Origin of the sequence: Exiguobacterium sp. s26 (assembly GCF_018618235.1) — a bacterium.
GTDB lineage: Bacteria > Bacillota > Bacilli > Exiguobacteriales > Exiguobacteriaceae > Exiguobacterium > Exiguobacterium chiriqhucha.
This window is the reverse complement of record NZ_JACSLS010000011.1, coordinates 25,350-39,523: the sequence shown is the minus strand read 5'-3', so window position 1 is coordinate 39,523 and position 14,174 is coordinate 25,350. Positions and strand designations below refer to the sequence as shown.

The 14,174-nt window shown below is 52.3% G+C and carries 8 protein-coding genes; 6 read left to right on the top strand and 2 right to left on the bottom strand.

Annotated elements, in window-relative coordinates:
• The first annotated feature begins 25 nt into the window (after nucleotides 1–25).
• From KNP82_RS13400 to KNP82_RS13380, 5 genes are all read left to right on the top strand, one after another.
• Nucleotides 26–2,596 (top strand): hypothetical protein, encoded by a 2,571-nt coding sequence (locus KNP82_RS13400; protein ID WP_214828385.1) that lies wholly within the window; start codon nucleotides 26–28, stop codon nucleotides 2,594–2,596.
• Nucleotides 2,597–2,638: 42 nt separating this feature from the next.
• Nucleotides 2,639–3,853: a ParB/RepB/Spo0J family partition protein gene (locus tag KNP82_RS13395; protein WP_214828382.1), complete on the top strand. Its 1,215-nt coding sequence runs from the start codon at nucleotides 2,639–2,641 to the stop codon at nucleotides 3,851–3,853.
• Nucleotides 3,850–6,414: an SNF2-related protein gene (locus KNP82_RS13390; protein ID WP_214828379.1), complete on the top strand. Its 2,565-nt coding sequence runs from the start codon at nucleotides 3,850–3,852 to the stop codon at nucleotides 6,412–6,414. The genes KNP82_RS13395 and KNP82_RS13390 overlap by 4 nt, the downstream gene beginning before the upstream one ends.
• A gap of 277 nt (nucleotides 6,415–6,691) precedes the next feature.
• The gene (locus KNP82_RS13385; protein ID WP_214828376.1) at nucleotides 6,692–8,776 is read left to right on the top strand and encodes a hypothetical protein; all 2,085 of its coding nucleotides are present in this window, start codon (nucleotides 6,692–6,694) and stop codon (nucleotides 8,774–8,776) included.
• A 35-nt stretch (nucleotides 8,777–8,811) separates the two neighbouring features.
• Nucleotides 8,812–10,035, top strand: coding sequence for a ParB/RepB/Spo0J family partition protein (locus KNP82_RS13380; protein WP_214828373.1), 1,224 nt, complete (start codon nucleotides 8,812–8,814; stop codon nucleotides 10,033–10,035).
• Nucleotides 10,036–10,105: 70 nt separating this feature from the next.
• Here the strand turns inward: KNP82_RS13380 and KNP82_RS13375 are convergent, their stop codons facing one another.
• Complete coding sequence (locus tag KNP82_RS13375; protein ID WP_214828370.1) at nucleotides 10,106–10,726, bottom strand: hypothetical protein; 621 nt, start codon at nucleotides 10,724–10,726, stop codon at nucleotides 10,106–10,108.
• 48 nt (nucleotides 10,727–10,774) lie between these two features.
• A complete protein-coding gene (locus tag KNP82_RS13370) occupies nucleotides 10,775–11,869 on the bottom strand; it encodes an HNH endonuclease (RefSeq protein WP_251128764.1) in 1,095 nt (364 codons plus the stop codon).
• A gap of 417 nt (nucleotides 11,870–12,286) precedes the next feature.
• Between KNP82_RS13370 and KNP82_RS13365 the strand changes: the two genes are divergently transcribed.
• Complete coding sequence (locus KNP82_RS13365) at nucleotides 12,287–14,155, top strand: ATP-dependent DNA helicase (RefSeq protein WP_214828364.1); 1,869 nt, start codon at nucleotides 12,287–12,289, stop codon at nucleotides 14,153–14,155.
• Nucleotides 14,156–14,174: the final 19 nt, after the last annotated feature.

Below are 14,174 nucleotides of genomic sequence, written 5' to 3'. Positions count from 1 at the left end.
AATATGAGAATCGGGGGATAAGAAGATGGATGAAAGGAAGCCGGGATTTGGAGGGGGAAGATATCAGGATATTCGTCTAGAAGACCTGCAACATAGTTTTCTTGGAATGATTGATGTCGCAGAACGAGAGGGATATTCCTTGTCGTTCAATTCTGTCATCCAATTGACTCGCCAACATTTGACTGTTCAAGATTTCATTTCAGGTGAAGCTGCTACCATAGAACGGTTCAGGGAGCCGGTTTACAAAACGCTCACCGCCCTTTTGGGCATATACGGGCCCGAGCAATTTATACGGATGAGTGCCGAAAGGACCTTCTATCATCTTATCTTTATGGGGATGGGCGTGAATGAGTCGCTACCGAGACTTTTGAAAGTCAAAGGCTTCGACTATCACTCATTTAAAAGAGTCGACTACGAGACGTTCAAAGAGAGAACAGGGGGAAGGAATCGGCTGAATACATACGAAAAATTGATGACTTCCTACCTGGCGTTTGAAGAAGCGATGGGTTCATGTTCATCGGAATCAGTTCTGCCTGAGTCTTACCAGACACCAGTGAATCCGCCCGTTGGCAGGCATGCCCCTATCGGCAAAAGACAGTTCACGCTCCTTGAAAGGAAGTTCTTGCAGAAGTGGTATGACGAATTGGATGACACGTTCACGGTGGAGGAACTTAGAGAAAAATTCGGGAGAGATGAGCGGTATGTCCGATTGGTCCTTCAGGCGTCAGAACAAAAGGGGTTGCTTGCACATGACGAGCATGTTGTAAAAAAGATAAGGAGGACGTTCGAAGAATTTTTGGTTTGGGACGGATTGCCTGAGAAAGAATTTATGCGTATGAGATTCCAGGGTCTCAAGAGTGTGAATGAGATATCGGAACAACGCGGGATTTCCAGACAACGCATATCCACTCGATTGAACACGGCAGTGGGACTCGTTCCACTCACTCACATTGATGAGACCAATGCCCACCTTAAACTCTTTACCCAATTCAGCCTTTCCGAAGATGCTTTCGTCGAAATCTTCGACATGCATCGTGGAGTATATAGATTGCTATCAGCCAAACTGAAGCGTGGAGAAAGACATATTTCGGAAATTTACGACAATTTGGAACCAGAGCAGCAGAGTAGGTTCGAACGACACTTCTCGTTGTTCTTATATGATGGCGAGCTGGTACCGGTCAATAAGAAGAACATCTTTGAACATGTGCTCCGTATTCATGCGTCAACGACCCCTTTACACATCGGGGAGGTCAAAAGGCACTACGAACAATTTATAGCAGAGCATATCCCTTCAGAATTAGCCACTTCTCTTCTGACCGATGAGATGACGTTAAAAGGGGTGGGCGAAAGGTCAGAGTTTGTCATCAACTCGTATGGCCACGGGCTGAGATTCCATGACCCTAAGGTCTTCACAGGTGAGAGGGTCGAACGTCTTCTACGCTTGCTTCAACTAGAACCCGGTGTATACAACACGCGCTACATCTTTCAACTCGACCCCGAACTGATGGAAGAGTTGAACTGCCAAGACCCTTCAGAGCTTCATAACATCATCAAAACCAGAATCTCACATCCTCATGTCACGATGGGAAGGATGCCAGAACTCGCCATAGGTGTTAGCGATAAACTCACGTGGGTGCGTCATCTAATCCGTGAGCATGCCCCGATACCGCTCGAGGAATTTCTAGACATGCTGTCCCGTAGATTTGGACTTCATATCCCTTCGATGCGTAGCCTGGTCCAGACCACCATGTTAGAACATTTATCGCCTGATAACATATTGATAGCAAGCTTCCCGACCATCACGGACGAGGAGACGGAGTGGTTGAGGACAATCCTCGCCGAGGACATCTACACGTTCGATCAACTGCTCGACCTCCATAAGGACGTCCCAGACCTTTACGACAGGTTCTTGAACAAATGGGTCCTGTCTCGCGTCGGCTACACGATCAGCGGGGGGTTCATCGTCAAGTCTGAGTATGGGAGCGGGGAGGCATATTTCCGGGACGTCATCAAATCCAAAGACCTGTATCGAATACAGGACATTCCTGCTGCCAAGACGCAGAGTTACTTCAAGGTATTGAAGGACCTAGAGACAGAATTAGAGATCTTCAGGGCAGACGACGACCACTACATGAACATCGGGCGACTGGAGAAGGGCGGGTTCTCAAAATCGATGATCCGGGCTGAAATCGAGGGCATTGTCGAGACTGCAAGACATCTCGACACGGAATATTTCACATTCCCCATGCTCCAAGAAGTCCTCGATTCAGAGTTGGTCGACCTGGGGATGGAGAATGTCTTCTACGAGAGGCTGATCCGTCTTCATCCGGACGTGAACTTCATCCCGTCAGGTGGTGGGGACATCTTCTATTTCTCCAGAGAAAAGAGGATGCTTGGACATTTCTATCTTGCACACCTCCATGAAAGCGAGGGCACAGACGTCCACGTGTTCGAAAGAGGGCTCGAGGAACGATACGGTATGACGTTCAACAGCGTGAAGATAATCGACTCCATCAGGGACCGGGGAGGGTTCTTCTCACCGGAGACCGAGAAAGTGTACCGAGACAAGTCGATATTCCTCGATGATCTTTATTGAGATTGAAAGCATCACATAATTTATAGGAACGAGGTAATGAACTTGAGAACAGAACAATCAATCGAGACCATCAATTTGAGAGGGCGCATCGGTCATGACATCATGAAGACCGACCAAAAGCGGAAGCTCGCCCTGAAGGGTGAGGTCAAGAGCTTCGACGTGTACAAAATCCCGCTCGACCTTCTCTTATATAACAAACGAAACGGACGTATCATCAGCTGGATGAACAAACTCGAGTCCGAAGGGGTCATCGTGGACGAGCTGTCAAAAGACAATTACAACGAGAAGGTCGAGACGATGATCGTCGACTCGAACCGGACCGCCCTCGAGAAGACGAAGAAGAACATCAAGGCCCTCGGGCAGATTCATCCTGGTGTCGTGCTGAACAACGGGACCGTGATTGATGGGAACCGGCGATTCACCTGCCTTCGTCAACTCAAGCGTGAGGACGGGGGAGACCTTTTCTTCGAGGCTGTCATCCTCGACCCCGAGGAGGGACTGACGGATGCCGACATCAAGCGACTCGAGCTGCGCATCCAGCATGGGGAGGAACGTCCGGTCGATTATAACGCCATCGACAACCTGGTCGACGTCTATAACGACATCCGTATCAACCGTTACTTCACGACCAAGGAATACGCGGCGAACATCGGCAAGAAAGAATCCGATGTCAAGAAGATGCTCGAGAAGGCCGACCTCATGGTCGAGTACCTCAAGTTCATCAATGCGGAAGGCAAGTTCTATGTCGCTCGTGAGCTCGAGCTCGACGGTCCGCTACAGGAGATGACCGGGATTCTGCGGAAAGAGAAGGATGAGGAGGACCGCATCCGGGTACAGGACGCACTCTTCACGGCATTGAGCACCTCGAAGGACAGAGACCTCACCCGTTACATCCGTAAAATCGGGAAGGACATCCTCGGAAGCAAGAACCGTGAGGAATTCCTAGAGGAGTTCGAGGACATCGTGGACGACGTACACGATGCCTTCCAAGAGAGGGAGACCGTCGACATCTCGACGATTCGAGAGGTGAACAAGGACCTCGAACAGGTACGTTCCGAGGCATCTTACATCGTGAGCCGTCGTGCCGAGGAGACGGCCATCACACGAGCCCAGATGAAACCGGTCGACGCGTTGAACACCTCGCTCAAGGCGCTCGAGAACATCGACACGGAGCAGGTGTCCAGGATGGATGCACACACGAAGGGCGAGTTCGACCGATTGGTGAACCTGTTGCGGGAGAGACTGGATTCCCTATGAGGGCCGAGTCGGACTTTCGCCTCCTCGACCTGAAACCCTCATATTATACGAACCAGACGAGCATCGCGAAAACCTTCTATGAGCCGGTCCTGTCGAACGCCGTCTCCTATGACCGTGTGAGCGGGTATTTCAGCGGGAAGGCGTTCGCGCATTATGCGAAAGGGATTCAAGGGCTGGTCCGGAACGGGGGAAGGATGCGCCTCATCATCTCCGAGGAGATTGCAGAGGAGGACTTCCTTCAGATGTCCGACGGATATCGTCTGAGACGTGAGCTCGAGGAGGACCTGTTGGACCGACTCGACGAGAAGCTCTCCCTCCAGGAGGAGGCGGACTTCTCGAACCTGGCCCATCTCATCGCGAGAGGGGTCGTGGACGTCCGGATTGGTTTCATCCGTGCCGGACTGTTCCACTCCAAGTTCGGGCTCGTCAGGGACGCAGAGGGGAACATCCTCTATTTCACCGGGTCCAACAACGAGACACGCGCCGCCATCGAGCACAACTATGAGTCGTTCGACGTCACCGGGACCTGGCTGTGCTCGGACTTCGACCGTCAAAAGATTGACAGGGCCATCGAGGAGTTCGAGAGCCTCTGGTCCGACGGTTCGGGCAGACATGGTGTCCGTGTCAGGGAGTTCGAGGAGCTCGTGCTGAGTCATATCCTGAGAAGAGACAAGGGGAGGATCATATTGGACAAAGAGATGCTGTTGGACGACGCCCTGGTCCTGACGTTGGATCAGGGCAGGCTCGTCGTCCATGACCGGGTGGCGCCCGGCAAATTACGTGCGAACGAGCGCATATTGACGAGGACGCTCGTGCCGTTTTGCGACGGGGGATATCCTGCCTTCCGGTCGGATCTCACCTATGTGGAGATCAAGAAGGTGATCGGCCATCTGGAACGCCTCGGGGAAAGACGTGGCTTCGAGGTCGTCGTCACAGAACGTCTCCGGCAATACCTGGGAGACCAGGAGTTCATGATCGAGGAGAGGGCGGAATATGCGCGTCTCCTCAAATCGTCACATGAGAAGGTTCAACGAAAGTATGAGACCTTCTCGAGCCTGGTGGACAGGGAGCTCGAACGAAAGCTACGGGAGCGGCAGATGCGTTCGGCCTTCTATATGGTCGAGATGCAGAAGGCGGCGAACTTCTCCGTCCCGGGCGCGGGGAAGACCTCGATGATCTATGGCGCGTATGCATACCTCTCCTCGAGAGAGGTAAACAAGGTCGAGCGACTCGTCGTCATCGGGCCGAAGAACACGTTCATCTCATGGAAGGACGAGTTCCGGGCGAACTTCGGGAACAAGCGAGACCTTAAAGTGCTCGACATTCATGAATCGGTCGAGCCGTTGCTCGCCCTGAAGACAGACGCCCACCTCTATGACCTTATCCTGGTCAACTACGAGTCGCTCGGGAAATATGAGCGGGTCCTCTCCGAGGTGATTGACCGCTCCACCATGCTGGTCTTTGACGAGGTCCATAAAATCAAGGGGCTGAACAGCATACGCGCGAAGTCCGCGAAGGCGTTGGCGCCCCTGGCACCTTACAAGTTCGTCCTCACCGGGACACCGATACCCAACACCTATGAGGACATCTATAACTTCCTCAACATCCTGTACGGTGAGGAGTACAAGTCATTCTTCAATTTCAAACCTTACGAGCTAAAGGAACCGAACGAGTCGAAGGTCCAAGAGGTGAACATGAAGCTGGCGCCGTTCTTCTGGCGAACGAACAAGCGGGAGCTCGGTGTGCCGGACGCGGATGACGACATCCTTTACAGAATCGTCGCAGACGACACGGAACAGCGCATCATCGACCTCCTCTATCGGAAGTACCGTGGGAACCCGTTCGCCCTGTACATCCGCCTCATCCAGGCGGCATCGAGCCCGGAGCTCGTCCTCCGGAACATCGACATGGCGGAGATGTTCGGGGAGGATGCGGCTGAAATCCCTCTTCTGGACGGGGAGGGGCAGCCCGATGTCTCCTTGGATATGGAGGAGATACGTCTCCTCAGGTCCGTCCGAGAGACACGGAAGTTCCGTCGTGCCATCGACACCGTCACCTCCCTCCACAGGGAGGGCAAGACCGCGGTGGTCTGGTGCATGTTCGTGCATACAATAGACAGGGTCCATGAGGAGCTCTTGTCGAACGGGATCAGGTCCGCCGTCATCTATGGCAGCACGCCACAGGAGGAGCGCGAGCGACTGATCCGTGCCTTCCAGAACCGTGAGTTCGATGTCATCGTCACGAACCCGCACACGCTGGCGGAGTCGGTGTCGCTCCATCATGTCTGTCACGACGCGGTCTATCTCGAGTATTCGTTCAATCTCACCCATATGCTCCAGTCGAGAGACCGGATCCATCGTCTGGGACTCCAAGAGGGACAATACACCCGTTATCATTACATGATGATGGAGGGCCAGCCCGATAGACAGAACATGGTCGATGAGAAGATCTACATCCGACTCAAGGAGAAGGAACAGCGTATGCTCGAGGCGATCGAGAACGGCGAGCTCCGACCTGACCCGAACGTGAACTATGACGACATCGTCGCCCTGTTCGATTGAACCGATAGTCGAACGATTTAGATGGAGGAGGTCCGCCGAAGGCGCGGACCTCCTCCATTTTGTCGATTTCAAATAAACAGACGAGGTGGTGTATCGGGACAGATGAGTCATCGAAGAGATATCCCTCCTTTGTAAAAATGATGATACGTCCCCTAAAAATCAGGGAAAAAGATAGGAAAGTGGAGACAAAAAAATGAATACCTGGGTACTGGACCTAATACATGTATTCAAAATCGGACGAGATGCCGTCTGATGGTCAAGGGAGGAGGAATGAGAGATGAAAAGCGGGCCTGGGGAACGTGGCGCACGAGCGGGTCGGACGGACAGGGAGCCATTCGAGAGGAGAATCGCGAGGAAAGGAGTCGAGCATGTCTTTTATGAGAACGTATATGACGAACTCGGCGACGTCTTCTCCCTAGAAGAGGTGGCGACCCTTCTGAAGACCGAGAAGGATGATGTCGCCGATCTGCTCGAGAGATCTTCGAGGTATGGATTCGTCAGACCGGACGGTGAGAACTTCAAGAAGAGGACACGGACCTTGTCCTCGCTTTTGTCCTCGGATGACATCCCGGAGTCGGAGTTCGTTCGTGCAAAATTAGAGACCGGTCTGGACGACCTCGTGCTCGCCGAACGTCGGAGACTACCGCTCCGGACCTTCAAGAAAAACCTCAAGAGAGCTTTGGCGATGATGCCGGTGACGCATGTCTCGGACGCCCGACGATACCTCAACAGGTTCAAGTCCTATGCGTTCACCGAAGAATCGTTCATGGCGGTGTTCGCCGAGGACGCTCGGATGTACCGCTTCCTGTCCCTCAAGGTACGAAGCGACCAGCGGGATGTCAGAGGGATGTATGCCAGGTTGAACGAGGTGCAGCGCGAACGGTTCAGGCGTCACCTCTCTGTCTTCGTGGACCGTTCGGGAAATCTAGAAGAGGCCACCATGACCGGGGTCTTCGAGCATGTGTGCTGGATGAACGCCGGTCAGGCACACATGCCCATCGATGGATTGAAGACCCTCTATGACGCCTTTCTCGACGAGCAGTTCGATGAGTGGACGACCGAGAGGCTCAAAGCGGATGAGAGGAAGCTCGCATCCATCGCCTCTAGGTCGAGCCGGATACTCTCCTCGGACAATCGATATCGATTCCATGACGACTCGGTGCTCACCAAACGAAACCTCCAACGTCTGAGGGGAGTTCTCAGGCTGGAGCCCGGCTTCTATAGCACCGAACACATCTTCGGCCTCGACCCATCACTCATGGAGGATTTGGACTGCATCACGCATGAAGAGCTCCATCAAATCATCAGACACCACGTCACCGTCAAGAACGTGACCATGGGACGCCTCCTCGAAATCGCGATCGGTGTGGACGACAAGTCGGTCTGGCTGAAGAGACTGGTCCGAAGACATGGGCCGATGGAAATCAGTGATTTCCTTGAAATCGTGCATGCGAGTTTCGGGCTGTCTCCTCGCAGCGTGAGACGGACGTTGAAGGATGCGCTGCCAGAACTCGTCTCACCGGACGGCATGATCGGGGTCACGATGTCGGGAGCGACGAAGCGAGAGCTCGACTGGTTCTCGAGGCGTCTCACGAGGGACATCTATACCCTTGAAGAACTAGAAGGCATGTTCAGAGAGGTGGAGGATTTCAAGGCGAGGTTCATGAATCCCGTCTCCCTGGAACGTTGTGGCTTCACCCTACGGGGAGGTCTCGTCCTTCGTTCACACCACGATAGCGCAGATTCATATTTTAAAAAACTACTCGTCGCGAGCGACTTCTTCATCGTCCCGGACGAACCTGCATTCAAGACCGCCACTTTCAAAAGGGCGGTGAAGGACCTGGAAGATAGACATGATATCTTTCGGTTCGATGAACGGCAGTACATCCATCTGACAAGGCTCAGGAAGGCGGGCGTCAACAAGGGTGTCGTGAGGGGATTCATCAAAGAGGTGATCGAACACGTCAAACGACAGCAATGGGAATACTTCACTGTCCCGATGATTCATCATCAGGTAGAGTCGTCCTTGTGGGAGCTCGGTTTGGAGGATATCTTTTTCGAGGGACTCTTACATTCGCATCCTAAAATCGGGGCAATCAGGACCGGCTCAGGTGACATCTTTTATCTTGGGAAAGGGCCAAGGAGCCTTGGAGGTCTCTTCATCGAGCATCTCCCAAAGGATGGGGGCATGGAGCCCCTCGAGTTGAGAGAGGACATCGAGACCTCCCTTCATCTCCTCTTTGATGAGAGCGCCATCGTCTCGGCCGTTCGGGACCGAGGAGGTCATTTCTCTCCGGAGACAGGCAAGCTCTATCAGGACAAACAGACATTTCTGGACAACATCTATTCGATTGACGAATGACAGGGGAGGGATTGGACATGAGGGAGGGATTGGACATGAGGAAAGGACCAGAGAACATCAATCTCAGAAAACGGATTGGGGAAGATATATCTCTTACAGAGCAGAAGAGGAAGCTCACATTGAAAGGGGAGACGAGGGTATTCGATGTGTATCGGATCCCCCTCGAGCACCTGGTCTACAATCGACGGAACGGACGAATCATCAGCTGGATGAACCGTGTCGAGTCAGAGGGGGAGGACGTCTCGACCCTTGACAAGAATGAATACAACGACAAGGTGGAGGAGATGATCATCGAGTCGAACAAAGGGGCGCTCGAGAAGACGAAGGCCAATATCAAGAACTTCGGACAGCGGGTCCCAGGTGTGGTGCTCAACGATGGGACCATCGTTGACGGGAACCGTCGATTCACCTGTCTCCGCCATCTGAGACGTGACCACGGGATGGATGTCTTTTTCGAGGCGATTATCCTCGACCCGAAAGAAGGGCTCTCCGATATCGACATCAAACGGCTCGAGCTCAACCTGCAGCATGGTGAGGAGCGCCCGGTAGACTACAATCCGATTGATAACCTCGTCGACGTCTATAATGACATCGTCGTCAATGAATACTTCACGGAACAGGAGTATGCGTTGAACACCAACAAGAAGCCCTCGGAGGTCAAGAAGATGGTCGAGAAGGCCAAACTGATGGTCGAGTACCTGGAGTTCATCAACGCCGACGGAAAATTCTATCTCGCGAGGGAGCTGGAGCTGGATGGTCCCCTCCAGGAGATGGTCGGCATCCTGAAGAACGAGAAGGACGAGGAGGAACGGATCCGAGTGACGGACACGCTCTTCACAGCGCTGACAATCTCCAAGAACAAGGACTTGACCAGATACATCCGTCGCATCGGAAATGACATCTTGAAGGCATCGAATCGAGATGCGTTCCTCGAAGAATTCGACGAAATCGTTTATGATGTCGCCGACGCTTTTCAAGGAAAAGAGAAGGTCGACCTGGAGACCATGAGGCAGCTCAACTCGGAAATGAAGGACCTGAGGGACGAGGCCGCCTCCCTCATCGACCGTAGGGCAGACGAGACGGCCATCTCCCGGGCGAAGATGAGACCAATCGATGCATTCAACACGTCCCTGAAGACGCTCGATACAATCGATATGGACCATATCGGAAGGCTCGATCAGAAGAACAGGGAGGAGTTCATCCGTCTCATGGGACGGATGCGGGGAGTGCTGGACTCCTTCGAGGAACGTCTTTCATGATGGATCGGCAATGACATGGCTGTAAAAACCAAATAAGTCGCCGACACATGTGCCGGCGACTTATTTTTCATCAGATGCCAGAGCGCCTCATGTTCTCGATGACGTCGAACGTTCGTAGGAAACGGGTGGACAGGGAGACATGTGCGAACCTGGGCGCAGGTCTCCCGCCACGGGCGGCGGTCCTCGTGACGACGGTCTCGATGTCGAGCAGATCAGGGTGTATCGAAGAGATGACGGCCTCGGTGTATCGGACGAACGGCATCCGGACACCCATGTGTCGAGGACTCGGATAATTGATGTCCTCCTGCAGGATCAACCAGTAGAGGAGCACCCTGGTCTGTCGACCCTCCAACCTGTGCCCCGCGAGTTCGAACGGGGCAGGAAGTTCCACTGTCCCGGTCAGTCCATTCGTAGCCAGATCCTCTAGAAAGCAAAGCATCGCTTCGGCCCCTTCGTGTCCCGATAGCTCACAATACGTGTGAATCGCACGGACCACGTGTGGATGCGAGGGGGCGAAATCGTTCAAATATAGACAGTAGTCCCCGATTTGTTGACCCACCAGCGAACCGGGGTACCTTAGTTGTAGCCCTGGGACCTGATTTTCTAAGGAATGGACATTACCGTGTATCTCTAGGATCGGCATCTCATCATACAGTCCTTGCATGAAGGTGATATTTTCTGCGAATGGCATAATCGTTTCCTCCTGGCGATAGTCGATAGGTTGATTGAATGGAGTGATTTATTCTGAAGATGTCTTGAAGATGTTCAGACGATGGAGCTGCATGTAGTCCTTCTTTTTCGGCACAGAAGAGAGCCACATCGTCTCGTCGATGTTCATCCTCGGCCATTCTTGGCGGGGCAGCGTCTCCGAAATCAGGATTCTCCCGTCGTCCCCGAAACTGATGAACCCCTTGTCGAAAAGTGCGTCATGGGTGACGCAGAGTAATAGCCCGTTGTCCGGGTCTTGACGTTGTAGATCGTCTGCAATCGACCACGGGACGATGTGGCTCGCGACGAGCAACGATTCTACTCCCATACCGCACAGTTCACAGCAATCGCGACTGGCCAACAAGTCACGGCGGAATCTGCCCTGTGTCCTTCTGAAGGCGGTCATCCGATAACCGATGTTCTCCAATGCACGCTCTCGGCATAGTCGATGACGAGGGGTAAGAGGGGGTTCGACGCGTGATGAAAGGTCACGTTCGGCGATGAAACGTAGCCATTCATTCGGGGCATATTTGGAATCAGCCATCCCGTGCTTCAAATCGATGAGCCATTCCCTGGTGACCGTCACCTCAAGGATGGTGAAACGTGCAACAAGATTGTCGTATGGCTGTCCGGTCTCCGAGTCCTGAAAGCTCCGTAGTGACAACGCCTCATCCTCAGATAAGTTAGGCACATAAGGGACCGCGATGCCTATATATTTGACGCTCCTGTCACTCTGTTTCTCGAAATAGAAGAACGGCGCAATGCGTGTCTCCATCGCATCATAGGCCCTTTGGAAATACTTGGCGAAAGTCTTGTTACCCGACTGTTTCGTAGAGAGGTGGTCTTGGCCCGGGGTCTGATTGTCTCCGTGATAGATCAAGGTACCGCTCGTGGAATCATAGATATTTGGCCAGTTCGTTTGGGTGCCGCTGTTCACCAGGACGACAAAGGCCTCCTCGCGGCGGGGTACACCTAGGGGTGGCTGTTGCATGGTGCGTCGAATCCCACCCATATTCCCGATTCCCCTGTAACCCTCGAACCTGAAAAGTCTTTGAATCGGTTCGTCCCTTGTGTAGTTCCGAGTATCACCTGGAAGATAAACTCGACCTGGAACCAGGTTCGTCATCGATAAATCTTCAAATCTGACTGTGTCCATAGCGATGCCTCCGAGACCAACAAATTTTATCCTCATCATTACGCGTATCATTAAATTACAAATATAGGAATCCATATACTTGTTATGATTGTCGTGATGGGATTTTTTTCATATATCGATTATAATTTATTTTGCACTTCAGGGTAGATCATTTTTTTATCAAGGTATCATGTTTCTTTCCATGGCAAGTTATTGATGAACCGATTCGGAAAGGAAAATGTAGATGTTTTCCTGAAGAATGTTGATCAGATTTAAAATGGATGATAAAATAACAAGAACATACGTTTCTAGGAGATGATTCTTATCAAGTATATCGATCAAATTTTCAAAGGCATCGACTCGATGACAGAACACGGTTTTTTCCTCCGTGAGGGCCAGGAGGACCTCATGCTGGACATAGGCGAGGCGATAGAAGGCGGTTATCCTTTAATTGCGGAGGCGGGCGTGGGTATCGGTAAATCCTTCGCCTATCTCATCCCTGGCCTGTTGAGGAGCTGGCCGACCGGTAAACCCCTCATCGTCTCATCCTCATCGATCCAGTTGACCGAGCAGCTCGTCGCGGACGTCCAGGAGGTATCACGAATACTCTCTAAAAATTTCACCTACGAGGTCGGAAAAGGAAAGACCAACTATGCATGTTACAAAAGGTATGAATCGAGTCCTCGTAAAGAGGAAGACCGTCATACGAGCATCGGTGAGCTGCAGGCGACTTGGGATGATGAACGTGTCACCCAGTCGCAGAGACGACTATGGTGTGTGGAGCGTTGTGCCTTCAAACAATGTGAGCATCGTCATGCATGCGACTTCTATAACATGAGACAGCGTCTCGGAGGAAGGGGAACGGCCTCGGTAGACTGTCTGATAGTGAACCATAATCTGTTAGTAGAAGATTTGAGACAAAAGAGACTCTACGGGAAGAAGGGCCTGATCGAGGAAGGTCACACGATTGTCATCGATGAGGCACATAAGTTCGAGGATGTCGTCAGGGATGCGATGAACATCAAACTCGACCATCGCATGGTGAAGCGAATGAGTCGTCTCATCGAGAACCTGCGTCTCTCCCGATTCGATATCACCAGTCTTGAGACGGCGCTTGGTGGCTTCTTGGATTCGGTCAACACGTTCTTGAGAAAAGAACATATACACGAGGCCGACTACATATTGGACAACCGCCTTGACTTCAAATCTGTCGTGCTCTCGCATCGAGAAGCTATCGAGTCGATTGTCGAACAGTTGGATACATTGCACAATGATCTTCTTTACTTCGATTACGATGAGACGAAAGAGACCCTATATGAGGAATTGACATCACTTGTCGACACCTTCCGTGAGTATCTTGATGGAATCATCCGCGACGAGTCTGTCTACTGGGCCGTTTATGAACGAGAATTCAGCCAGAAGGGCCTTGTGATGTGTAGCGCTCCTAAGAACATCAACGAAATCATTCGTAAACTGTTGTTCAACCAAAAGAGGTCGGTCATCTTGACCTCGGCGACACTAGGGACCGGGAATGACCCGGACGACCATCACTCGTATTATTCGTACCAGCGAAAGGCGCTCGGCATGCCGAAGCAGATGAGTTACAGCCATCCCCAGCCCTCTCCATATGATTACGTGAGGAACACACGAGTCTACATTCCTGGTCGAGGGATCGATGTGAAGTCTGAGGAGAGCGCGTCGTCGATCGCGCTCGAAATCAAACGGTTGGCAGATGTCTTCGAAGGGAGGACCTTGGTGCTCTTCACCTCGAAAAAGCAACTCGACCAGGTGAGTGACATCCTTTTAGAGCTGAGAGGGAGCTCACCTTGGGAAATCTTGAAACAGGATGGGACGAAGTCGGTCAAGGGTCTCCAGAGAGATTTTGCCGGCGGAGGGGCGAAGGTGTTACTCTCGACCGGTTCGTTCTGGGAAGGGGTCAATATCAAAGGGGATGCCCTTTCCTGCCTCGTCGTGGTGAGGCTGCCGTATCCGGTTCCCGATCCGGTTATTCAACATAAGGCCACGTTGATCCCGAGCATGATCGAGGACGAGATGATGATTAAGCTGAAACAGGGGACCGGTCGCCTCATCCGTTCAGAGGACGACATGGGCGTTGTCGCCATATTCGATGAGCGGATTTTACAGAGACCTCACATACTCCAATCCTTACCCTTCGGTCCCGTCCTGCAAGACATTCGAGAGGTGGAGCGCTTCAGAAGCGAGGAGATGACAGAATTCCTTTCCTTAACGAGAGATGGTGTTGGTGTCAGTTCGTGATGATATATAAATTTCTTCT

Coding starts and splice junctions, on each gene's coding strand:
- KNP82_RS13400 (WP_214828385.1), top strand. CDS start 26: ATGGATGAAAGGAAGCCGGGATTTGGAGGGGGAAGATATCAGGATATT.
- KNP82_RS13390 (WP_214828379.1), top strand. CDS start 3,850: ATGAGGGCCGAGTCGGACTTTCGCCTCCTCGACCTGAAACCCTCATAT.
- KNP82_RS13385 (WP_214828376.1), top strand. CDS start 6,692: ATGAAAAGCGGGCCTGGGGAACGTGGCGCACGAGCGGGTCGGACGGAC.
- KNP82_RS13380 (WP_214828373.1), top strand. CDS start 8,812: ATGAGGAAAGGACCAGAGAACATCAATCTCAGAAAACGGATTGGGGAA.
- KNP82_RS13375 (WP_214828370.1), bottom strand. CDS start 10,726: ATGCCATTCGCAGAAAATATCACCTTCATGCAAGGACTGTATGATGAG.
- KNP82_RS13370 (WP_251128764.1), bottom strand. CDS start 11,869: ATGACGAACCTGGTTCCAGGTCGAGTTTATCTTCCAGGTGATACTCGG.
- KNP82_RS13365 (WP_214828364.1), top strand. CDS start 12,287: ATGCTGGACATAGGCGAGGCGATAGAAGGCGGTTATCCTTTAATTGCG.